Source organism: Burkholderia sp. Ac-20365 (assembly GCF_017104715.1).
Lineage (GTDB): Bacteria > Pseudomonadota > Gammaproteobacteria > Burkholderiales > Burkholderiaceae > Paraburkholderia.
Genome location: NZ_JAAGPI010000001.1, coordinates 251,831 through 274,006, shown reverse-complemented (window position 1 = coordinate 274,006; position 22,176 = coordinate 251,831). Strand labels below are relative to the sequence as shown.

At 61.2% G+C, this 22,176-nt stretch carries 18 protein-coding genes and 1 pseudogene; 8 read left to right on the top strand and 11 right to left on the bottom strand.

The genetic code is table 11. The features are described from left to right. The 4 genes and pseudogenes from G3O01_RS01100 to G3O01_RS45085 all read left to right on the top strand — a co-directional run. A complete protein-coding gene (locus G3O01_RS01100) occupies positions 1-483 on the top strand; it encodes a type II secretion system protein (protein WP_205802593.1) in 483 nt (160 codons plus the stop codon). Then, the gene (locus G3O01_RS01095; protein ID WP_241023545.1) at positions 458-874 is read left to right on the top strand and encodes a prepilin-type N-terminal cleavage/methylation domain-containing protein; all 417 of its coding nucleotides are present in this window, start codon (positions 458-460) and stop codon (positions 872-874) included. The genes G3O01_RS01100 and G3O01_RS01095 overlap by 26 nt, the downstream gene beginning before the upstream one ends. Beyond that, complete coding sequence (locus tag G3O01_RS01090; RefSeq protein ID WP_205802592.1) at positions 868-1,338, top strand: type II secretion system GspH family protein; 471 nt, start codon at positions 868-870, stop codon at positions 1,336-1,338. Before G3O01_RS01095 ends, G3O01_RS01090 begins: the two co-directional genes overlap by 7 nt. Continuing rightward, positions 1,275-1,536: pseudogene (locus tag G3O01_RS45085) on the top strand (IS6 family transposase); the annotation flags it as partial. The gene G3O01_RS01090 and the pseudogene G3O01_RS45085, both read left to right, overlap by 64 nt. A 667-nt stretch (positions 1,537-2,203) precedes the next feature. On the opposite strand, the gene G3O01_RS01085 reads toward G3O01_RS45085, so the two are convergent. The 7 genes from G3O01_RS01085 to G3O01_RS01055 form a co-directional block, all read right to left on the bottom strand. Further along, positions 2,204-3,688: a GntP family permease gene (locus tag G3O01_RS01085; protein ID WP_205802591.1), complete on the bottom strand. Its 1,485-nt coding sequence runs from the start codon at positions 3,686-3,688 to the stop codon at positions 2,204-2,206. Then, positions 3,685-4,743: a patatin-like phospholipase family protein gene (locus G3O01_RS01080; RefSeq protein ID WP_205802590.1), complete on the bottom strand. Its 1,059-nt coding sequence runs from the start codon at positions 4,741-4,743 to the stop codon at positions 3,685-3,687. The genes G3O01_RS01085 and G3O01_RS01080 overlap by 4 nt, the downstream gene beginning before the upstream one ends. A gap of 170 nt (positions 4,744-4,913) precedes the next feature. After that, on the bottom strand, positions 4,914-6,239 hold the full coding sequence (locus tag G3O01_RS01075; protein ID WP_205802589.1) for an MFS transporter: 1,326 nt from the start codon (positions 6,237-6,239) through the stop codon (positions 4,914-4,916). Between the two features lie 121 nt (positions 6,240-6,360). Then, on the bottom strand, positions 6,361-7,290 hold the full coding sequence (locus G3O01_RS01070; protein WP_205802588.1) for a dihydrodipicolinate synthase family protein: 930 nt from the start codon (positions 7,288-7,290) through the stop codon (positions 6,361-6,363). A 44-nt stretch (positions 7,291-7,334) separates the two neighbouring features. Beyond that, positions 7,335-8,684 (bottom strand): MFS transporter, encoded by a 1,350-nt coding sequence (locus tag G3O01_RS01065; RefSeq protein ID WP_205802587.1) that lies wholly within the window; start codon positions 8,682-8,684, stop codon positions 7,335-7,337. 70 nt (positions 8,685-8,754) lie between these two features. Then, positions 8,755-10,344 carry an aldehyde dehydrogenase (NADP(+)) gene (locus G3O01_RS01060; RefSeq protein WP_205802586.1) on the bottom strand — a complete coding sequence of 530 codons (1,590 nt, stop codon included), beginning with the start codon at positions 10,342-10,344 and terminating at the stop codon, positions 8,755-8,757. A gap of 11 nt (positions 10,345-10,355) precedes the next feature. Then, positions 10,356-12,089: an IlvD/Edd family dehydratase gene (locus G3O01_RS01055; protein WP_205802585.1), complete on the bottom strand. Its 1,734-nt coding sequence runs from the start codon at positions 12,087-12,089 to the stop codon at positions 10,356-10,358. Between the two features lie 201 nt (positions 12,090-12,290). On the opposite strand from G3O01_RS01055, the gene G3O01_RS01050 reads away from it, so the two are divergent. Beyond that, entirely contained in the window at positions 12,291-13,241 is a 951-nt protein-coding gene (locus G3O01_RS01050) for a LysR family transcriptional regulator (RefSeq protein ID WP_205802584.1), read from the top strand. A gap of 16 nt (positions 13,242-13,257) precedes the next feature. Here G3O01_RS01050 and G3O01_RS01045 read toward each other — a convergent pair whose 3' ends face one another. The 3 genes from G3O01_RS01045 to G3O01_RS01035 all read right to left on the bottom strand — a co-directional run bounded on the left by G3O01_RS01045 (position 13,258) and on the right by G3O01_RS01035 (position 15,368). Further along, complete coding sequence (locus G3O01_RS01045; protein ID WP_205802583.1) at positions 13,258-14,010, bottom strand: SDR family NAD(P)-dependent oxidoreductase; 753 nt, start codon at positions 14,008-14,010, stop codon at positions 13,258-13,260. A 13-nt stretch (positions 14,011-14,023) separates the two neighbouring features. After that, positions 14,024-14,869, bottom strand: a complete 846-nt coding sequence (locus G3O01_RS01040; RefSeq protein WP_205802582.1) for an ureidoglycolate lyase — start codon at positions 14,867-14,869, stop codon at positions 14,024-14,026. A 148-nt stretch (positions 14,870-15,017) separates the two neighbouring features. Beyond that, complete coding sequence (locus tag G3O01_RS01035; RefSeq protein ID WP_205802581.1) at positions 15,018-15,368, bottom strand: YciI family protein; 351 nt, start codon at positions 15,366-15,368, stop codon at positions 15,018-15,020. Between the two features lie 526 nt (positions 15,369-15,894). Between G3O01_RS01035 and G3O01_RS01030 the strand changes: the two genes are divergently transcribed. From G3O01_RS01030 to G3O01_RS01020, 3 genes are all read left to right on the top strand, one after another. Beyond that, positions 15,895-17,346, top strand: coding sequence for a methyl-accepting chemotaxis protein (locus G3O01_RS01030; RefSeq protein WP_205802580.1), 1,452 nt, complete (start codon positions 15,895-15,897; stop codon positions 17,344-17,346). 77 nt (positions 17,347-17,423) lie between these two features. Continuing rightward, entirely contained in the window at positions 17,424-18,617 is a 1,194-nt protein-coding gene (locus tag G3O01_RS01025; protein ID WP_205802579.1) for an EAL domain-containing protein, read from the top strand. A gap of 57 nt (positions 18,618-18,674) precedes the next feature. Beyond that, a complete protein-coding gene (locus G3O01_RS01020) occupies positions 18,675-20,726 on the top strand; it encodes a bifunctional diguanylate cyclase/phosphodiesterase (protein ID WP_205802578.1) in 2,052 nt (683 codons plus the stop codon). On the opposite strand, the gene G3O01_RS01015 is transcribed toward G3O01_RS01020, so the two are convergent. Continuing rightward, positions 20,707-22,128: a cytochrome P450 gene (locus tag G3O01_RS01015; protein ID WP_241023601.1), complete on the bottom strand. Its 1,422-nt coding sequence runs from the start codon at positions 22,126-22,128 to the stop codon at positions 20,707-20,709. The two genes, G3O01_RS01020 and G3O01_RS01015, sit on opposite strands and share 20 nt — an antisense overlap. Between the last annotated feature and the right edge of the window lie 48 nt (positions 22,129-22,176).

Here is a 22,176-nt window from a genome sequence, read left to right as displayed (position 1 = left end):
ATGAAGCCAGCGCGCCGCGATTCCGGCTTTACCCTGATCGAGATGATCGTCACGGTTGCACTCGTAGCGATCGTCGCCTCGGTCGCGACGCCGCTCGCCCAGATTCAGGTACAGCGGCAGAAGGAGCATGAACTGAAGCAGGCGTTACGTGAGATCCGCGCAGCAATCGACGCCTATAAACAGGCTGGCGATGAAGGCCGGATCGACCGGACGGCTGACTCGACGGGATACCCGCCGACGCTGGAAATACTGGTGAACGGCGTGATCGACAGGCGGTTGCCAAAAGGCAAGAAGATCTTCTTTCTGCGTCAGATACCGCGCGATCCGATGAACCCCGTGTCGTCCGGCCCGGCGCAGGACACATGGGGCAAACGCAACTACGCGAGCGAACCCTCCGACCCGCAGGAAGGCGCCGATATCTATGACGTCTATTCGCAGAGCAACCGGAAAGGGCTCAATGGCATCCCCTATCGAGACTGGTAAGCGGACGATGGTAATGCGTTCGCGGACAGATGGTTTTACCCTGATCGAGCTTCTGGTGGTGCTGGCCATCGTTGCAACGCTCCTGTCCATCGTCGCCCCACGCTATGTTCATCAGACAGACCGTGCGAAAGAAGCCGTGCTGAGGGAGAACCTGTCCGTGCTGCGCAGGGCGCTGGACGAGTACTACAGCGACACAGGCGCATATCCGGACAAGCTCACCCAGCTCACCGAACGTCACTATCTGCGTGCGATGCCACTCGACCCGGTGACGAACACCACTGGGAGCTGGGTTCCGGTACCGGGTACCGACGAAAACGAAAAATCGGTTGTCGATGTGAAGAGCGGCGCGCAAGGCAAAGCGTCCGACGGCACCGAGTACAGATCGTGGTAAGCAGACCCGCATTCGCCCCGCGCCAGAAAGGCGTCACGTACTTCTGGGTGCTGCTGCTTCTGGCGCTCATCTCGCTCGGACTCGGCAAACTGCTGGAGGACGTGCGTATGTCCACCCAGCGCGAGAGGGAGCATGAGTTACTATATGTCGGTGGCCTCTACCGGCGCGCAATCCAGCAATATTGGCAAAGCACCCCCCTCGATGGCAGGCGCTATCCCGAGAGGCTGAACGACCTGCTGCGGGATCCGCGCTATCCCGTCACACGTCGTTATCTGCGCCAGCTGTATCCTGATCCTGTCACAGGAAAACCTTTAGTTCCTATACTGTCCGCCGAAGGCGGAATCATGGGCGTGCGCAGTGCGTCGTCGAATACGCCGGTGAAGGTCTCAGGGTTCGGTGAGGAGTCGGCAGCGTTCGCGAAGTCAAGAAGCTATGACCAGTGGGAGTTCGTCTATGCCCCGTGAGATGGCATCGAAAGTGGCCGCATACGGCTGAAGTGTGGAGTCGAGGTGGATCACTCGAGCGTACATCGCTGGGTCATTAAGCTGAAGCCAGTATTTGAAAAGGCATTTCGCCGCTGCAGGCGCCCGGCGGGCAGGAGCTGGTGCGTCGATGAAATCCACGTCAAGGTCGGAAGTCCATGGAAGTCCTTGTACCGCGCATTCAGGAATGCATATGATCTCAGGGCGCATCATGCAATTTTTAAAAAGTAGGCAAAAGAAAGCCGCTGAACACCACCGGCACTTGTTCATGTCTGAGCGCGCCCAACGAGTCCTCTCCTGCACGCGGCAATTTCTCAGTCACCGCTCGCTGCTAACGCTTCGAATATTCGCCTCACCCGCTTCATGCTCCCGTGTCGCCACACGCGCGATCAATTAGCCCGCGTTCTATAGCAGCAAACTGTGTGTCGGCTTTCGCGGCGTATGCGCTTCACCCTGGACTGAAAAGCACGATCGGTGTCGTAGGAACGCTGACGTGTGAAGTACTGCGACCGACACACAGTTTGCCACCTGGGCGGCCGTAACCATTCGCTGACGCTGGCAGCGCTACGGGTGCTTGAAGTGGGTGAGGCGCCAATTCGAAGCGTTGGCAACGGCGCGGTGACTGAGAGATTGCCGTGCGAAGTGGAGGACCCGTTGGGGGCCCTCAGGCAGCGGTCAAGAACGGGCGGTGTTAGCCCGCTTTCTTTGCTTACTTTCTTTGCGGCGGCAAAGAAAGTAAGTGCCGCCCCGCACAGGGGCAACGCGTGGACCAGGCAAAACATCACGCGGATGCCACCGACACCACCAGCAAACCAAAACCAAAGCGTCGCAGGACAAAAAAACCCTTTTAAAAACTCCCAAAAACTGATCCAAGCAAAACCACAACAGCCAGCGCTGCAAGCGCCCCCACAACCCCGACGACGACCATATCCCGATAGCTCTGCTTATGCGAAGTCCCGCACACGGACAACAGAGTCACAACCGCCCCGTTATGGGGCAAACTATCCAGCGTCCCGGAGGACATCACAGCCACCCGATGCAACAACGAAGGATCGATATGATGCTGCGCAGCCAGTTGAAGATAAGTCCCACCGAGCGCATCGAGTGCAATAGTCAACCCGCCGGAGGCAGATCCGGTCAGCGCAGCAAGCAGATTGGTAGCAACAGCAAGCGACACCAACGGCCCGCCACCAATCCCCAACACCCACGCCCGCACCACTTCAAAAGCAGGCAGCGCCGCAATCACCGCACCATACCCAACCAGACTACCCACACTCAACACAGGCAACACAGAAGCATTCGCGCCGGCATCGACGCTCTCACGCAGCGTCCCGAGCCGTGACCGGTTCATCACAACAAGCAGCACCACGGCAAGCGCCAGCGCCACCGATACACCCCACACCCCACTCACCGCCGACAACGTCGTGCCACCCCATCGCGCTTCAGCAAGATACGAAGCATCGATACGCGGCAGCACCAGCATATTCATCGCAAAGTTCGCGCACACCACGACCACGAGCGGCGCAATCGCAATGCCAAACGGCGGCAGCCGCTCGCTGATCGCACCACGTTCGATCTCAGCAGGATCGAAAGACTGCGACACCGTCGCGCGCTCCCGCACCAGCGTCGAATCGGTAGCGCCAGCGGCAGGCAGATCATCGCCAAACCCCTCGCCCGCGCGCCGCGCCGTCACCTCCTGACGCGTGAGCCACCACAAGCCAAACACGATCATCACGACGCTCGCGATAATCCCAAGACCCGGCGCGGCAAATGGCGTCGTGCCGAAGAAGGGCATCGGTATCGCATTCTGGATGGCAGGTGTGCCGGGCAACGCGGACATCGTGAACGTGGACGTGCCGAGCGTAATCGCGGCCGGCATCAACCGGCGCGGAATGTTCGCGGCTCGGAACAGCGCCTGCGCCATCGGCGCGAGCACGAAGAACGCCACGAAGAGACTCACGCCGCCATACGTGACCACCGCGCCGCCGATCACCACGGCGAGTATCGCGCGCCTCGGCCCAAGTTTGTCGGTCATGAACTGTGCGATTGCATCGACAGAACCGCTGTCCTCCATCAGCTTGCCGAACAACGCGCCAAGCAGAAACAGCGGAAAGAACTGCGCGAGAAAGCGCGCGGTGCTCGACATGAACGTCTGCGTCCAGTGCGCAAGCACTGGCTCGCCCGACACGAGCGCGGCCAGCATCGCTGCGATCGGCGCGAGCAGCAGCACGCTCCAGCCGCGATACGCGAACCAGATCAGCAGACCGAGACTCGCGAGCATCCCGAAGAGGCCCACGCCAAGTGCCGTCGATGACAACGCCACGCCGCTCATCGCAGGATTCCGTCGAGCAGTGCGTCGAGATCCAGCGACGAACGCTCGCCGAGCGCACTGCCGTGTTCGTCGAGAAACGCCTGCGCGGTGCGGCGTCCTTCGTCGCGCAGCATCGTCAGAAAGCGCCATTCGGCGTTGAGCTTCGACGAATAACCCAGCGTGGTCATCATCGGACTCGCTATCCGGTGCATGCGCATCGTCGCCCACCGACGCCCTTCGTCGTGACCCGGATCGGCAACCTTGTGCAGCAGCGCGATCATGCGCATCTCCTTGAGCAAGGGCGCGTTGAATGCGACTTCGTTGAGCCGGCTGATGATGTCACGCGCCGAACGCGGCGCCTCGGCGCGCTCGACAGGATTGACCTGCACGAGGAGGGTATCCGACGACCGCGTCTCGCGGATCAGCGGCGTGATGGTCGGATTGCCCGCGTAGCCGCCATCCCAGTACGCTTCGCCGTCGATCTCGACCGCCTTGAACAAGGTCGGCAAACATGCCGACGCAAGCAGTACCTCCGGCCTCAGATCGGCGTTGCGGAACACGCGGCCCTGCCCCGTGCGCACGTGTGTCGCGGTGATAAACAGCTTGATGCGCGAAGCACGCACCGCATCGAAGTCGATGCTTTCAGCCAGTATGCCGCGCAGCGGATTGAACGAAGTCGGATTGAGATCGTAGGGCGAAACAAGACGCGCGATCATGTCCATCGCGAGAAACAGCGGCGAGTGATCGAGTGTCCATCGGCCGGAAAGCATGTCGAGCGGACTGCGCCGGAACGGACTGAAGACGGCGGCATCGGATACGCGCCGCCAGAAATGCTCGAGTGCCTTGCGCGCGCCCGCGCGGCCGTCGTGCTCGAAGCCGCTCGCCAGCACGGCCGCATTCATCGCGCCCGCCGACGTGCCCGACACGCCTTCGATCTGCAAGCCCGATTCTTCCAGCAGCCTGTCGAGCACACCCCACGTGAACGCGCCATGCGAGCCGCCACCCTGCAATGCAAGATCGACGGGCAAGGCGCTGTCGTGACCTGATGCGTGACGGGCAACGGACGGATCGTTCATCGCGTCTCCGGATCAACGGGGCACGAGCAAGGTTATACGGCGGACCGTCCGTTTGCAAAGTGCTCAATATTCCGGCGTTTCAATTGCACCAAAACGCAATGCGCAGTCGATGATGACAGGGTGTTGTCATCTTCCACGCGTATGGGTTCACCGCTGCGTCGTCGGCTATATCAGACGGCGCGCTGTTCGAGCGGCGCTTCGACGATACGCTGCCGCGCCATGAACCAGTAAAACAGCGCCGCGCACCCCGCAATTGCGCCACCAATCACGAACGCCAGCGAATACGACCCCGTTCGATCGACGATAAAGCCCGCCGCCACCGGCGAAAACGCGCCGCCAAAATAACCGCCGAAGTTCTGGATCGAACTCACCGACGCCACCAGCGAAGGCGGTGCGATATCCGCTGCGAGCGCCCATGCATTGCCGATCGTCGCTGCAATGAACGCCAGGCCAATCGTCATCAACACGATCGTCATCGTGATCGATTGCGTGAACGGCAACGCAATTGCGCAGACGGCGGCGCCCACCGAGCAGCATGCAATGATGATCCGCTTCGCGCCCAACGACGACGCGACGCCACGATCGACCAGCTTCGTCGCGAACCAGCCCGCAACGATTTCGCCCAACGCGCCGCCGAACCACGGAATGCTCGCATACACGCCAAGCTGCGCAAGCGAAATGTGAAAGCGGTCGAGCAGATAGAGCGGCAGGAACACGAGGAACAGATTCCACAGCCAGATCGCGCAGAAGTAGCCGAGAATCATGCCCCACACGCTGCGATGGCCGAACAGCGAGCGCCATTTGATCGACGACGTTGCGAGCGAATGCTCATGTCCGCCGCCGCCCGCTTCGATATACGCGAACTCTTCGCGCGACAACCGCTTGCTTTGCGCAGGGTTGCGATAGAGGAACAGAAACAGGATCGCGAACGCGATGCCCACCGCGCCCGTCACATGGAACAGCGAGCGCCAGCCGAACGCGATCATCAGCGCGACCAGCAACGCGGGCGCGAGCGCCGGTCCCCATTTCGACGACGAGTCCCAGATGCCCGTCGCAAAGCCGCGCTCCTTGCCCGGAAACCACGCCGCTGTAATCTTTGCCGAGGTCGGCCAGCACGGCGCTTCGCCGACAGCAAGCAACGCGCGCATCACGATCAGGCCCGAGATCGAGCCGACCACGCCCGTCAGCCACGTCGCGACACTCCACCAGATCATCCCGATCGCATACGCTTTCTTCGCGCCGAAACGGTCGATGATCCAGCCTGCGGGCAATTGCATCACCGCATACGTCCACGCGAACACAGTGCCGAGCAGGCCGATCTGCGTGCGCGTGAGCCCGAGATCCTGAATCATGCCGGGCGCGGCAATCGACAGGCTTGCGCGGTCCATATAGTTGATGATCCCGCCAAGCAGCAGCCAGATCAGCACATGCCAGCGAAAATTCATGCGCGTCGCGCCTGCGGCGGACGCATGGGTTGTCGCGAGCTTCTCATCCATCGTGTCTCCTCCTTTCGTTGCCTGCTGTGAACTCTGTGTGGTCCTGTTTGATGCTGGCTGGAGTGTTCAGCGCTTCGGTGCCTTCTGTTTTTTCTGCGCCGAAGCGCTTCACGCTATGCGATTACTTCCCCCAGCGCAGCACCAGCGGATCGAGCCTGCGCGCGATGTCGATCAGTTCGGCACGCGTATCGGGATGCATCGGCGGCAGCGGATGGCGCGGCGCTTCGCACGCGATCACGCCGCCTTCTTTCATCAGCGCCTTCGCAGCGAGCAAGCCCGTCTGACGGTTCTCGTGATTGATCAGGGGCAGCCAGCGTTGATAGTGCGCAAACGCGTCGTCGCGCTTGCCTTCGCGGAACGCTTCGAGAATCGGCCGGATACCGTCGGGATAGCCGCCGCCTGTCATCGAGCCCGTTGCGCCCGCATTCAGATCCGCGAACAGGGTGATCGCTTCTTCGCCGTCCCATGGGCCTTCCACTGCGTCGCCGCCCAGACGGATCAGCTCGCGCAGCTTCGCGGCCGCACCCGGCGTTTCGATCTTGAAGTACGACACCTGTTCGATCTCACGCGCCATGCGTGCAAGAAACGGAGCCGACAACACCGTGCCGCTCGCAGGTGCATCCTGAATCATGATGGGAATGTCGATGCCATCCGACAGCCGCGCGTAGAACTCGTAGATCTGCGTCTCCGGCACGCGGAACGTCGCGCCGTGATATGGCGGCATCACCATCACCATCGATGCGCCCTGCTCCTGCGCGCGGCGGCTACGCTCGGTGCACACGGCGCTGCTGTAGTGGCTCGTCGTCACGATCACGGGCACACGGCCCGCGACGTGCTCGAGCATCACGCGCGTCAGCGTTTCGCGTTCGTCGTCGGAAAGCGCGAACTGCTCGGAGAAGTTCGCCAGAATGCACAGGCCGTCCGAGCCCGCGTCGATCATGAAATCGACGACGCGCTTCTGGCTGTCCAGATCGAGCGCGCCTGTTTCGGTGAACGTGGTCGGCACCACCGGGAAGATGCCGCGATAACGTGGAGTGCGTGGTGAGTTCATGACTTGGGTTCCGCTAGAAATGTGTTGAACGCGTCACGCGCGCATCAACGCGCATGCGCCTTCGGTTCGGGCAACGATGCCCGCACGACGAACGTAATCACGACGGCGAACAGCAGCGTCGCCGACAGGAAATAGAGGCCGGACGCGAGGCTGCCCGTCGCATCCTTGATGAGACCGATACCGTACGGCCCGACGTAGCCGCCCAGATTCGCGAGCGAGTTAATCGTCGCGATGCCGACCGCGGCACGCGCGCCCGACAGGAACTGGCCCGGCAGCGCCCACACCACTGCCTGGATCGAGTACAGCGAAAACGCCGTCAGGCAGATGAACAGGAATTGCAGCGCGGGCGTGTGCGTCCATGCGCTGAGCGCCATCGTCAGCGCCGCGAAGGCGGACACGACCGCGATATGCCAGTACCGTTCGCGCTTGCGATCCGAATGACGCGGCACGACGCACAGACCCACTACGGCGAACAGATACGGCACGGCCGACAGCAAACCCGTCACGGCATCGCTGACGCCGAACGCCTTGATGATGGTCGGCAGCCAGAGCGACAAACCGTAGATGCTCAACGGAAACGGCAGGAACAGCAATGCGAGCAACAGCACGCGCTTGTCCTTCAGCGCAGCGAGCGGATTGCCGTGCGATTTCAGGCCGTACGACGCGCTATCGGCGGCAAGCTCGCGTTCGATCCACGCACGGTCCGCCGATGCGAGCCACTTTGCATTTGCGGGCGACTCGGGTAACACGCGCAACGTCGGCACGCACAACAGCACGGCAGGCAGACCGCTCAGCACGAACAGCGTCTGCCAGTTCGACAGGCCGAACACGCCGTGCGTCGACAGCACCAGGCCCGCAATCGGCCCCGTCAGAATCCCCGCGAGCGGTTGCGCGAGCACCAGCAAGCCGATGATGCGCGCGCGATGCCGCATCGGAAACCACTTCGTGAGGAAGTACAGAATGCCCGGATACAGACCCGCTTCCGCTGCACCGAGCAGAAAGCGCAGAACATAGAAGCTCGTCGGGCCGCTCACGAGCGACATCAGCATCGTGATGACGCCCCACGTGAACAGAATCCGCGCGAACCACACGCGTGCGCCGAAGCGTTCGAGCGCGAGGTTGCTCGGCACTTCGCACAGAAAATAGCCGATGAAGAAGAGGCCCGCACCGAGGCCATACGCGGCATCGCTGATACCGACGGCCGCGTTCATGTGCAGCTTCGCGAAGCCGACCACCGAGCGGTCGATATACGCAACGACGTAGATCAGCGCGAGAAACGGAATCAGCTTGCGAACCAGCAGGCTCATGATCCGCTGTTCGTCGGCGAGCGCCGCGCCTGTGCCCGCATCGGCTGCGGGCACAGCCTGCTGCGCGCTGGCGTAAGGTGTGGTCATTGCAATGTCTCCATTGATATCGTTATGTGCCGGCTATGACCACTCGTTTCGATAGCCGGCGTACTGCATGTCAGACGGTTGTCCGCTCGTGCCGCCCTGCTACCCGACGATGCACGCCGAGCGGGTTCATATCGCGCAATGCTTCAGGCAACAGCGCGGAAGGCAGGTTCTGGTAGCACACGGGCCGCATATAACGTTCGATCGCCGCCGTACCGACGGACGTGCTGCGTCCATCGGAAGTCGCGGGGAACGGGCCGCCGTGAACCATCGCGTCGCACACTTCGACGCCCGTCGGAAAACCGTTCGCCAGAATGCGGCCTGCCTTGCGTTCCAGAATGGGCAGCAGCGCTTGCGCAGCGGCTTGATCGGCGGCATCGAGATGCAGCGTGATCGTCAGTTGCCCTTCGATACGGTTCAACACCGTGCGCAGTTCGTCGGCGTCCGCGCATTCGACCAGCACGCTGCAAGGGCCGAACACTTCGTCGGCGAGCGTGTGATCGGCGAGCAGGCTCTTTGCACTCACGCGGAACAGCGCAGCTTGCGCGCGACGGCTGCCCGCTTCTGGCGCCTTGCCGCGCGCGAGCGTCGTCACAGCGGGATTCGTTGCGAACCGTTCGATGCCTGCTTCGTACGCGCGCAGAATGCCGCTTGTGAGCATCACGCCTGCTTGCGCGTCGCTGAGGGTTTGCGCCGCCGTTGTCGCGAAGCGCTCGAAGCCTTCGCCGGTAATGCCGAGCATCAAGCCCGGATTCGTGCAGAACTGGCCGCAGCCCAGCGTCACCGACGCAACGAAATCGCGTGCGAGCGTTTCGGCGCGAGCAGCAAGCGCTGCGGGCATCAACAGGTTCGGATTCACGCTGCTCATTTCCGCGTACACGGGAATCGGCTCGGCGCGCGCGTTGCCAATCGCCATCAGCGCGCGGCCGCCTGCACGCGAACCGGTGAATCCAACAGCCCTGATCGCCGGATGCGCGACGAGCGCCGCGCCCACTTCATAACCCGAGTCGAACAACATCGAGAACACGCCTTCGGGCAATTCCGCGTGTCGCACGGCTTCCTGAATCGCACGACCAACGAGTTCCGACGTGCCCGGATGCGCCGGATGCGCCTTCACGACGACAGGGCAACCGGCTGCGAGCGCCGCTGCCGTATCGCCGCCCGCGACAGAAAACGCGAGCGGAAAGTTACTCGCACCGAACACGGCCACAGGACCAATACCGATGCGCTGAAAACGCAGATCGGTGCGCGGCGGTTGCCGTTCGGGCAACGCGGGTTCGATGCGCGCGTCGAGTGCATCGCCGCTGCGCACGAGCGCGGCGAACATGCGCAACTGGTTCGCCGTGCGCGCACGTTCGCCTTCCAGACGCGGCCGCGGCAAGCCGGATTCCTGCATCGCGCGTTCAATCAATGCATCGCCGAGTGCTTCGATGCGCGCGGCGATATCGTCGAGAAAGCGCGCCCGTTGTTCGGCGGGCAGCGTGCGGTATGTGTCGAATGCGTTTTCTGCCAGCGTGCAGGCTTCGTCGACATCGTCTGCATTTGCGCTGTGATAAACCGGTGCTTGCAACGGTTGCTCCGTTGCGGCATCGACCGCATAAAATTTAGCACCTTGTCCGCGCCGTGCTTTCGCGCCAATCAGCAGTTCACCCGTCAGGTTCATTCGTAGTCTCCTCAATGCGAATGGCGCGGCACGCCGGCGCCGCGGCAACCAACCAGAAAGTCGAAATCGCAGCCTTCGTCGGCCTGCAACACGTGATCGACATACAAGCGCTGATAACCGCCGCCAGCGGGCCGCTCGGGCGGCGTATGGCCTTCGAGACGGCGCGCCAGTTCTTCGTCGCTGATATCGACGCGCAACGTGCCTGCATCGCAATCCAGCTCGATCCAGTCGCCGTCCTGCACGGCGGCGAGCGGACCGCCGTCGGCCGCTTCCGGCGTCACGTGCAGCACAACCGTGCCGTAAGCGGTGCCGCTCATGCGTGCATCGGAGATCCGCACCATGTCTTTCACGCCCTGACGCAGCAGCTTCGGCGGCAAGCCCATGTTGCCGACTTCGGCCATGCCCGGATAACCCTTCGGTCCGCAGTTCTTCATCACGAGCACCGAGTTCGCGTCGACGTCGAGCGATTCATCGACGATGCGCGCCTTGTAGTGCTCGAAGTTCTCGAACACGACGGCGCGGCCACGATGTTTCAGCAATTCAGGCGTCGCCGCCGACGGCTTCAGCACCGCGCCGCGCGGCGCGAGATTGCCGCGCAGCACGCGGATGCCGCCGTCCTTCACAAGCGGCTTATCGAGCGTGCGGATCACTTCGTCGTTGTAGATGGGCGCATCCATCACGTTGTGCCAGAGCGCCTTGCCGTTCGCCGTCAGCGCGCCCGGATGCGGCAGCAGATCCGCTTCGCCAAGACGCCGCAGCACGGCAGGCAGACCGCCCGCGTAATAGAACTCTTCCATCAGGAAGCGGCCCGACGGCATCAGATCGACGATAGTCGGCGTGTTGCGGCCGATGCGCACCCAGTCGTCCAGATCGAGCTTCACGCCGATGCGGCCCGCAATCGCCTTCAGGTGAATCACCGCATTGGTCGAGCCGCCAATCGCCGCATTCACGCGGATCGCGTTCAGGAACGCTTCGCGCGTGAGGATCTTCGACAGCGTGAGTCCTTCGTGCGCCATCTCGACGATGCGCATGCCCGACATGTGCGCGAGCACGTAGCGGCGCGCGTCGACGGCGGGAATCGCCGCGTTGTGCGGCAGCGACGTGCCGAGCGCTTCGGCCATGCACGCCATCGTCGAGGCCGTGCCCATCGTGTTGCAGGTGCCCGCCGAGCGCGACATGCCCGCTTCCGCCGACAGGAACTTGTGCAGATCGATTTCGCCGGCCTTCAGCGATTCGTGCAGTTGCCACACGGCCGTGCCCGAGCCGATGTCCTTGCCGTCGAGCTTGCCGTTCAGCATCGGGCCGCCTGTCACGACGATAGCGGGCACATCGCAGCTTGCCGCGCCCATCAGCAGCGCGGGCGTGGTCTTGTCGCAACCGGTGAGCAACACGACGGCATCGATCGGATTGCCGCGAATCGCTTCTTCGACATCCATCGCCGCGAGATTGCGCGTCAGCATCGCGGTGGGACGCAGATTCGATTCGCCATTGGAAAACACGGGGAATTCGACCGGAAAGCCGCCCGCTTCGTAGATGCCCCGCTTCACGTGCTCGGCGATCTTGCGAAAGTGCGCGTTGCAAGGCGTGAGTTCCGACCACGTATTGCAGATGCCGATCACGGGGCGGCCATCGAACTCGTGATCAGGAATGCCCTGATTCTTCATCCAGCTTCGATACATGAAGCCGTTCTTGTCGGCGGTGCCGAACCATTGGGCGGAGCGCAGCTTCGTTTTCTTATCCGACATGCTTACTTCCTGAGGGCAAGTGCTGGTGTGCAGAGCCGCCGACGCACAGGCCCGAACAACGATGCATGCGCAACGGTCTGGGCAAGGAGGAAATGTGGTCGCGGATCATCGAAAAAAGAAAAGTGTACGAAGCGCTCTGATATCTTTCTAATGAAAATTGGCGTCGAACTGATATCGCTTTAATTATTGGTATTAACCCTTATGCTCGATTCGAATCCTTGGTACGTCCGCACGCGGCTGAAGACGCGCCAACTGCTGCTGCTCGTCGCGCTCGACGAAGAAGGCAACATCCACCGCGCCGCCGACGCGCTCAGCATGTCGCAACCCGCCGCATCGAAACTGCTGCGCGAACTCGAAGAAATGCTGGATGCGCCGCTGTTCGAACGGATGCCGCGCGGCATGCGGCCCACGCTCTACGGCGAAGTGATGATTCGCCACGCGCGCGCCGTGGTCGGCAGTCTCGATCAGGCGCGTGAGGAAGTGCTCGCGCTGAAGTCGGGGCAACTCGGGCGTGTGGCGGTAGGCACGATCACGTCGCCCGCAGTCAGTTTGCTGCCCGCTGCGATCGCGCAGGTCAAGCAGCATCATCCCGGCCTGAGCGTGAGCGTCGAGATCGACAGCAGCAACGTGCTGCTCGAAAGCCTCGCGCAGGACAAGCTCGATCTCGTGATCGGCCGGTTGTCCGCGGAACATGACAAGCTCCATCTGCGCTACGAGCCTCTCGCTGAGGAACAGGCGCTCGCCGTCGCCCGTCCGGGTCATCCGTTGCTGGCGGAACAATCGCTGACGCTCACCGATGTCGTCGACGCGTCATGGGTCGTGCCGCCCGCGCAAAGCGTGCTGCGCCATCGCTTCGAGCTGATGTTCCAGCGTCAAAGCCTCGCGCCGCCGTCCAACGTGGTCGAAAGCGCGGAACTGCTGTTCGTCACGAGCCTGCTGTCGCAGAGCGACATGCTCGCCGTGCTCGCCGCCGAGGTCGCGCATTACTACGCAGCACACGGCCTGCTGTCGATCCTGCCGCTCGATATGCCGCTGCACATGGACGATTTCGGCATCATCACGCGCACGGGGCAATTGCTGTCGCCGGCTTCCACACAAGTGGTGCGCGCGTTGAAGCAGGTCGCGGGCGAGCTTTACGGCTCGGTGACGTAAGCCGATAAACGCGCGCTCAATACGTCGCGCGGCCGCCCGACAGATCGAACACCGCGCCCGTCGTGAACGAATTTTCCGCCGATACGAGCCACGCGACCATCGCGGCGATTTCCTTCACTTCGACAAAGCGCCCGCGCGGAATCTTAGACAGCATGTAGTCGATATGCTGCTGCGACATCTGCTCGAAGATGCGCGTGCGCGCCGCAGCGGGCGTGATCGCGTTGACGGCGATGTCGTGCTGCGCGGTTTCCTTGCCGAGACTCTTCGTCAGCGCGATCACACCGGCTTTTGCCGCGCTATACGCGCTCGCGTTCGGATTGCCTTCCTTGCCCGCAATCGACGCGATATTGACGATGCGCCCGTAACCGCGCTCGATCATCGTCTTCACGACCGCCTGATTCACATGAAAGGCCGCGTTCAGGTCGACGTCGATCACGCGTGTCCATTCTTCGGGTGCGTAGTCGGCGACGGGCGCATTGGCACCTGCGATACCCGCGCTGTGCACGAGAATATCGATCGCGCCGAGTTGCGCGATGCTGGTCTGCGTGGCCGCCTGCACGTCGTCGCGCTGCGTGAGGTCGACCAGCACAGTGTGCACGTCGCCATAGCGCGCGAGGCTTGCCTTTGCAACAGCCAACGCCGCTTCGTCGCGATCCCATAGCGCAACGCGCGCCTTGCCCTGCAACAACCGCTCCGCAACCGCGTAGCCGATGCCTTGCGCGCCGCCCGTGACGACGGCGGCGCGCTGCGTGAAGTCGTACTGGTTCATGCGCGCGCTCCTGTTATGCAGCGACGGTGCGTTGCTGCTGCTCGCCAAGACCTTCGATGCCAAGGCGCATCACCTGTCCCGCGCGCAGATACACGGGCTCCGGCTTATGCCCCATGCCGACGCCAGGCGGCGTGCCCGTCGAGATCACGTCACCGGGTTGCAGGCTCATGAAGCGGCTCAGATACGACACGATCTGCGCGACGTTGAAGATCATCGTGCTCGTATTGCCGTTCTGATAACGCTTGCCGTCCACGTCGAGCCAGAGGGAAAGGCGCTGCGGGTCGGGCACTTCGTCGGCGGTGACGAGCCACGGGCCGATCGGGCCGAACGTGTCGCAACCCTTGCCTTTGTCCCACGTGCCGCCGCGTTCGATCTGATATTCGCGCTCGGAGACATCGTTGACAACGCAATAACCCGCGACGTGGCTCAATGCGTCGGCTTCTTCGATATACGTGCCGCCCTTGCCGATCACCACGCCGAGTTCGACTTCCCAATCGGTCTTTTGCGAGCCGCGCGGAATGCGCACGTCGTCATTCGGGCCGACGACGGCCGACGTCCATTTGCCGAACACGACGGGCTCGCTGGGCACGGCCAGATTCGATTCGGCCGCGTGGTCCGCGTAGTTCAGGCCAATGCAAATGAACTTGCCGATACGGCCCACGCACGCGCCGATGCGCTCTTCTGACGAGACGATGGGCAGCGACTCGATATCGATCTGGCGCAGCCGCTCCAGCGACTCGGGCAACAGCACCGCGCCCGCGACGTCGTCGATGACGCCCGACAGATCGCGGATCAAACGGTTACGGTCCAGAATGCCGGGCTTTTCGTGACCTGGCGCGCCATATCGCAGCAATTTCATCGTGATTCCTCGTTTCCAGTTGACTGAGCTACATTGCGTCTGCCGCACAATGTAGGGAAACGGGGCGCGCTTGAATAATGAAAGCTGCTTTAAGGGCGATAACTTCCGGTTATCTCGGGAATCGGAGCATGTCTTCGCGTGAGTGACGCTAGACAGGTGGATGAAACTCGCGCACCTCGACGGGCGCCCGGCACGCGATGGCGGCCTTGCGGCCCCACGCCAGCGCCTCGTCCAGATCAGCGGCTTCCAGCACCCAGAAACCGCCTACATGCTCTTTGGTCTTCAGGTACGGCCCGTCGGTGACGCTTACGCCGCCATCCGGTTGTGCTCGCAGCGACTTCGCGCTGCTCGCCGGGTGCAGGCCGCCGACGAAAACCCTGATACCAGCGGCCACCATTTCATCGTTGAGCACGTCGATATCGCGGTGCATCGCTTCGTCTTCTGCAATGGACGGGTCGTAGTCGTCGGGGTGGTGAATCGCAACCAGATACTGAGTCATGGTGTCTCCTTGCTCGCGTGACGGAGTATGAACAGGCCTGTTGCCTGGCTTCACTGAAACGACGGTCGGCCTGACCGGAAATCGACAGATCGCGCGAAACTTTATTCCGAATGCCGATTTAGACGTAACTTGCGCGGGATTACCCCAATTCAAACGTTTGCGCGTTTTCGTGAGCAGAGTTTTAAAACTCGCGTGACGGTTTTGTTCCAGTCCGATCCCGCTTCATCCGGTAACCGATCACCGCATTAAATGTGGCTTCAATACTACCTATTTAAAAATAAGTGATTCATTTACAAGACAAAACAACATCCCTGAACCCCACGCCAGCATTAACCATGTCCGGTAGACGCCGTTAATCCTTCCGATTATTCATTACGAAACCTTACTTCAATTCGTCCCTTAAGAAACAACTTAAATCTGCCGATAAAACATTTACGGCGTCAGTATGCTGGGGAACCGTATACACATACGCTGCAATAGCCCTCAGACCTGCCCGTATTTCCGGCAATTTCTACGTGAGTTAAAGATGGTTGCTTCTCCCGATCATCGCCAGAATGATCCTGTCCTTCTGGGCATTTCCAGAACCGGCGATGTCGTGATGTACGCGACCACCTTCGCCTCCTGTATCGCGGCGCTCGTGATCGGCGAATACTACGGGTCGCTCGATCTCGCGCTGCCCGTCGCTGCCATCGCACTCGTCGTCGCGTCGATCGCCTTTTTCGCGGCGCGGGCCACGCTTGCTTCGCGCGTGACGCTGACGGTCGTCAATGTGTGCCTCGTCGCCCTGCATATCCAGCTCGGACGCGGGACCGTCGAGTATCACTTCGGCGTGTTCGTACTGCTCGGTCTGCTGCTGGTCTATCGCGACTACACCGTGCTGATACTGTGCGCGGCGTTGTTCGTCGTGCATCACTTCGTATTCGACCGGCTGCAGGCGCTCAGCTACAACGTCTATTGCACGACCAGGCCCAGCCTCTGGATGATGGTCGTGCATGCCGGCTACGTCGCTGCGCAGACCGGGACGGAAATCTATATGGCGTTGCGGCTCAGGCAGGCTGCTATCGAAGCATCGGACCTGCTGTCGATCGTCAGAAACATGGACCGCAATGGCGTGATCTGCCTAGACGTCCGGCATCTTCCCGTGAGCGCGCCGACCGCTCGTGCACTCCAGCAGGCCGTGCTGAAGACGGCGTCGGCGATGGAAGAGGTCCGCGCAGTCGCCACGTCGATCGCGAGTGCGTCGGCGGAAATCGCGTTGGGCAACGGTTACCTCAGCCAGCGCACCGAACAGCAGGCGACGAGTCTGCAACAGACGGCATCGTCGATTGCGCAGATCACGGATTCCGTCCGGGACACCTCGCACACCGCCGAGCAGGCGACGCATCTGGCTCACACGGCTTCATCGGTTGCTGCCGCAAGCGGTAATGCGGTGGGACGCGTGGTCGAAACCATCAAGGACATCTCTCAGGCTTCGGAGCGGATCGCCATCATCAGTTCCGTGGTCGACAACATTGCCTTCCAGACCAACCTGCTCGCCCTGAATGCAGCCGTCGAAGCGGCACGCGCGGGCGAACAGGGCCGTGGCTTCGCGGTGGTCGCGACGGAAGTTCGTCTGCTCGCACAGCGCTCGGCGAACGCAGCCAAGGAAATCGAAAAGCTCATTCAGGACAGCGCGGGGCGGGTCGATGCGGGTGTGAATCTCGTAGCGGACACGAAGAGCAGCATCGAAGAAGTCGTCACGCGTGCACAACAGGTCAGCGATCTGATTGCGACGATTTCGCTCGCCAGTGGGCAGCAGACGGGTGGCATTTCGCAGGTCTGTGCTGCTGTCCAGCAACTCGATGAAGTCACCCAGCAAAACGCCGCGCTCGTCGAACAGAGCGCCGCCGCGACGGATAGCCTGAAGGATCAGACGGCGCGCCTGAAGCGTGTCGTCGATCGATTCATTCTGGCGTCGCCGGCAGAGACCCTGATCTGACTCAAGAATCCGCTATGACGGCAACGGCACAAGCACACACGCCCGAACCTGACACCCTTCTCGCCCGGCAACCGATCATGAATCGGAACGGCGAGCGGGTAGGTCATGAACTCCTGTTCCGCCCCGCTCCGATTGCCAGCAATGTGGCTACGGATCGGGGTTTCTTCTGGACCGTATCCGTCGTTCAGCGCGCGCTCGGAGCGATCGGCCTGGACAATGTGCTGGAAGGCATGGATGGCTATCTGAACTGCACGGACTCGTTCCTGGATAGCGACCTCCTCGATATCTTGCCGGCGCAACAGACCGTACTCGAACTGTCCGCCTGCACGCAGCACTCCGATGCGCTCGGCCACCGATGCGACGTCTTGCGCAAGCAGGGCTTTCGGGTCGCACTCACCGATGTTCACATGCAGTCGCAGTCCGTCGCCGGCTTTCTGCCGCACATCGATATCGTCAAACTCGACTGGCGTGCGTTGACGGCGGGCGAGCGGCGCGAGCTTGTGGCGGGTTTCAGGCGGGCTGGAAAGATCGTGGTCGCGGAGAAAATCGAAACACGCGATAGTTTCGATGACGCGCAGACAGCCGGCTGCGATCTGTTCCAGGGGTTCTACTTTCTTCATCCCGAACCGCTCGCGGGACGGCAACTCTGCGCGCCGACAGCCGTCATCATCAGGCTCCTGGACCTCGCAATGCGGGATAGCCGGATCGAGGAGATCGAAAGAGAATTGCGCGCGTCACCTGCGTTGACCGTGCAGATCCTGCGACTCGCGAATGCGGCGCATCAGCCTCGCGCACAGCGCCAGGGCATTTCTTCGATCAGACACGCGCTCTCTCTGGTCGGTCTCAGGCAATTGACGCGCTGGTGCTGTGTGCTGTTGTATGGCGGCACCACGCTGGCCAGCTTCGAGAGCGATCCGCTCATCCAGATGGTATTGACGCGTGCCCGTTTTGCCGAGCGCCTGGCGCGAGACGTCGACCCTGGCGATCGTGAATTCCAGCAGCATGCGTATCTCACGGCTTTGCTGTCGCTCGTACATGTACCCCATGGCGTCGAAGCCCGCGACTTTATTGAGCGACTGCCGCTGAGTACAACCCTGCGCACTGCGATCCTGCATTGTGGAGGACGCCTCGGCGCGTTGCTGTCTATCGCACAGAATCTCGAATCGGCGCAAACGGGGCCGGCTGAATGGCTTGCCGAACTTGGCGACCGGTTGGGCTGCACCCTGGACTGGCAGCACCTGCAGTCCATGTTCTATCGCGCCGAAGCATGATCGGAAATCAATTCAGAAAGTACTTCGCGCAAGCGGGAAGAATGAAAGGCTAACAACATGATCTCCCTCCTTGGATGCATCGCGTTCGAACACAACCCCTGGTTCGTGCTGCTGGCAGTACTTATTTGCGTTGTCGGATCGTGGATCACGATCCGGTTGTATCTCCGCGCGTCAAGCGAAGCGCTATTGCCTCAACGTCTGGGCTGGCAATTCCTGACGGCTGTGTGCGCGAGCGCGGCTATATGGTGTACCCATTTCGTCGCCATGCTCGGGTTTCGGCCGAGGGTTCCCGTCGACTTCGACCCCGTGATGACGATCGCCTCACTACTGATCGCGTTGATCGGCAGCCTCGCCGCTTTCAATCTTGCCGGATACAGACGGCTCTGCAAGGCGCCGCTATTCGCCGGGATGGTACTCGGCCTGACGATTACGGCGATGCACTACACCGGAATGGCCGCGTATGAAGTACGTGGCATTGCTTTCTGGAATGCAACCTATGTAGTGGTGTCCGGTATTTGCGCAGTTGTCTTTTCAGCCGCCGCGCTTCACGTGTCAGGCCTCGATGGAACGCGCGCAAAAACAGGCAGTACAGCGCTGCTGGTTCTCGCTATCGCGTCGCTTCATTTCATCGGCATGACTGCGTTCAAGGTCGAGCCGCTTCAGAACGCGGTGACCGCTGGCGATTTTGCTCACTTCAGTGCGCTGGCGCTTGCCGTGAGCTGCATGGCCTTCGTGATCGTCGGAACGGGCGTCGTCAGCTATATGATCGAAGACCGCACGCGCAATGATTCAGTCGAACGCCTTCGGCAGATGGCCTTGAGCGATGTTCTGACGGGATTGCCGAATCGCGCGAGGCTTATCGACTTTCTCCATGTCGAAGTCGCGCAACTCAAACAGGGCAGGGACCGGCTTGCGCTCGTCGCGATCGACCTTAACCGCTTCAAGGAAATCAACGATTCGAAAGGGCATCAGGCCGGCGACGAAGTACTCCGGATCATTGCGTCGCGAATAACCAAAGTACTGCGCCCCGGCGAATTCGTGGCACGTGTGGGTGGCGACGAGTTCGTCGGGGTTCGTCGCTACACTGACCCGGATCAGCTGACTGATTTCCTTGCACGAATAGAAAGCGCAACGAGCCGGCCGGTTCAGTACGATGACTGGGAAGTGACACCCGGTGCAAGCATCGGTGTGGCCATGTACCCGGACAATGCGCAGAACCTCGATGCGCTTCAGAACAATGCCGATCTCGCGATGTATCGCTCGAAAGCCGACCCGCACCACGCGATCTGCTTTTATGAACCCGTCATGGACGAACTGGTCCGCGCGCGTCGTGCTCTGGTCGCCGCGTTGCGCGACGCTGTGACGAACAGGCAACTGCAAATTTACTATCAGGTACAGACCTCCCTGTTGACGGGTGAGATCGTCGGGTATGAGGCGTTGTTGCGATGGCAGCATCCTGAGCGGGGCTTCATCCCGCCTTCCGAGTTCATTCCGCTGGCGGAAGAAAATGGTCTCATCAACACGATTGGCGAGTGGGTTCTGTTTGAAGCATGCAAACATGCTGCGACGTGGGATCCGCCGTACCGGGTCGCGGTCAATCTTTCTGCCGCGCAATTATCGAGTGGTGATCTGCCAAGGATCGTCGTCGATGCATTGCGGGAGTCCGGGCTGAGTCCCGATCGGCTCGAACTCGAATTGACAGAATCGATCATATTCGCGGACCGTGAGCGGGCGCTGCAGACGCTTGGGGAAATCAAGGCGCTGGGAGTCAGCATTGCGCTGGACGATTTCGGCACTGGTTATTCGTCTCTGGGCACCTTGCAGTCTTTTTCCTTTGACCGTATCAAGCTGGACCGGAGCTTCGTGTGTGAATTGGCCAGAAGCGATCAGGCAAAGGCAATTATTCGCGCGGTGCTTGCACTAGGAAAAAGTCTTAGTGTTCCCGTTCTGGCAGAAGGGATCGAGACGCATGATCAGTTGCTCCCGCTGATCGAAGAGCGTTGCGATGAGGTGCAGGGGTTTCTGTTTGGGAAACCGGTTCCGCTTGCCCAGATCGTCGCGAGTGGGCAGATCCGGATGCGAGAGCCGTTCAGTAGCACCGTGGACTGAGCGCAATGCGCAGGTTCTCCGGCACCATTGAAAATGCAAAGACTTCATTCACCTCGGATGCACCTTCGACGGGCAACACGTTGAAGTTTCGGCACAGCATTGCGACTGCCGACCTCACTTCCATCACGGCGAGCCGGCGTCCCGGGCACAAGCGTGGTCCCGAGCCAAACGGAGTGAACCCCGCCTGATGGTGACTGGCGGCACTGGCACCTGTGAGCCAACGGTCCGGATCGAATTTCTGGGCATCCGGTTCGCCACCCTGCTGCAGTCCGGCCTGGCGCATCAATAGCGACAAGACCGTCCCTTTCGGGATCTCCATATCACCTACCTGGACGTCGTGGTTCGGCTGAACCGCCTGGACGGGAGCCACAGATTTGAGCCGCATGGTCTCGTTCATCACCGCGTCCAGATAGGTGAGTGCATCAGCCTTGTCGTAATCTTCGAGTACTGTCTCCCCACCGAGCACGGAATCGACTTCCTCCTGCATTCTTCGCTGCACGTCCGGATGACGGCACATGAAATATACGATCCACGCAATTGTGTTCGCGGTGGTGTCTTCCCCGGCCAACAGTATCGTGAATACGTTCGCAAGCACTTCGTCATCGGTTAGTGGTGCCTCTCCTTCGTGCTGCGCCATGAGCAGCGCCTCGAGCAGATTGGTGGGAATAAGGTCGCCGTCTGACCGCTTCGCGAGGCGTGCGCGAGTGACGGCAATGATTTCCTTCGTTAGCCGGTGGACGACCTTTACCGCACGATCCAGTTCTCTATCCGCCGGAAGTCTGAAATAGTGCCAATAGGGAAAAGGCGTGTTGACTCGACGGTTGACCATCGGGAAAACCACTTCAAGGTGCCGCTGGATCACCTCTCCCTCGCTCTCGAGCGTGTCCATGTCATATCCAAACGCAAGGTTTGTCGTCACGTCCACTGTGTAGCGCATCAGATCATGACGGATATCAAAGGGCTGCTGATCGCGAGCGGCGATCACCCAGCGCTTCAGCAAACGCCGCGTCATTTCGCACATCGATGAAGAGAACGCGCGCAGATGGACAGGATCAAGCGCCTTCGCGACGAATTGCCGTTGGCGCCGCCAGCTATCGCCCTCGGTCGAAAATACGCCATTGATGCCCAGTTCATCGAAGACGGTCTCGATCACGTCCCAGCGGCGGTAGGTGCCTGGCCGGTCACGCAGAACCTGATTGATCAGAACGGGATCAGCAATCGCGACGAACGTGCGGCCCACCACCCTGAACGTGTATATGGGCCCATATTCGCGGCACCACTGTTCCAATATGAGGTGGAGTCTCGCAGGCTTGACCTGAAAGGTATTGCCCAGGAAAGCAATCCCTCTGGGGCCCGGAAGCTGCGCGACAGTTCGCGCGGAGGATACGCAGGTTGGCGGCATACTGTTGCCCCGAAAAATCATACCGGTAAGCATTCCGGTCCGCGGGCG

Coding starts and splice junctions, on each gene's coding strand:
- G3O01_RS01025 (WP_205802579.1), top strand. CDS start 17,424: ATGAATCGGAACGGCGAGCGGGTAGGTCATGAACTCCTGTTCCGCCCC.
- G3O01_RS01075 (WP_205802589.1), bottom strand. CDS start 6,239: ATGGATGAGAAGCTCGCGACAACCCATGCGTCCGCCGCAGGCGCGACG.
- G3O01_RS01035 (WP_205802581.1), bottom strand. CDS start 15,368: ATGACTCAGTATCTGGTTGCGATTCACCACCCCGACGACTACGACCCG.
- G3O01_RS01080 (WP_205802590.1), bottom strand. CDS start 4,743: ATGAACGATCCGTCCGTTGCCCGTCACGCATCAGGTCACGACAGCGCC.
- G3O01_RS01070 (WP_205802588.1), bottom strand. CDS start 7,290: ATGAACTCACCACGCACTCCACGTTATCGCGGCATCTTCCCGGTGGTG.
- G3O01_RS01055 (WP_205802585.1), bottom strand. CDS start 12,089: ATGTCGGATAAGAAAACGAAGCTGCGCTCCGCCCAATGGTTCGGCACC.
- G3O01_RS01060 (WP_205802586.1), bottom strand. CDS start 10,344: ATGAACCTGACGGGTGAACTGCTGATTGGCGCGAAAGCACGGCGCGGA.
- G3O01_RS01100 (WP_205802593.1), top strand. CDS start 1: ATGAAGCCAGCGCGCCGCGATTCCGGCTTTACCCTGATCGAGATGATC.
- G3O01_RS01030 (WP_205802580.1), top strand. CDS start 15,895: ATGGTTGCTTCTCCCGATCATCGCCAGAATGATCCTGTCCTTCTGGGC.
- G3O01_RS01045 (WP_205802583.1), bottom strand. CDS start 14,010: ATGAACCAGTACGACTTCACGCAGCGCGCCGCCGTCGTCACGGGCGGC.
- G3O01_RS01095 (WP_241023545.1), top strand. CDS start 458: ATGGCATCCCCTATCGAGACTGGTAAGCGGACGATGGTAATGCGTTCG.
- G3O01_RS01050 (WP_205802584.1), top strand. CDS start 12,291: ATGCTCGATTCGAATCCTTGGTACGTCCGCACGCGGCTGAAGACGCGC.
- G3O01_RS01065 (WP_205802587.1), bottom strand. CDS start 8,684: ATGACCACACCTTACGCCAGCGCGCAGCAGGCTGTGCCCGCAGCCGAT.
- G3O01_RS01040 (WP_205802582.1), bottom strand. CDS start 14,869: ATGAAATTGCTGCGATATGGCGCGCCAGGTCACGAAAAGCCCGGCATT.
- G3O01_RS01020 (WP_205802578.1), top strand. CDS start 18,675: ATGATCTCCCTCCTTGGATGCATCGCGTTCGAACACAACCCCTGGTTC.
- G3O01_RS01085 (WP_205802591.1), bottom strand. CDS start 3,688: ATGAGCGGCGTGGCGTTGTCATCGACGGCACTTGGCGTGGGCCTCTTC.
- G3O01_RS01015 (WP_241023601.1), bottom strand. CDS start 22,128: ATGCCGCCAACCTGCGTATCCTCCGCGCGAACTGTCGCGCAGCTTCCG.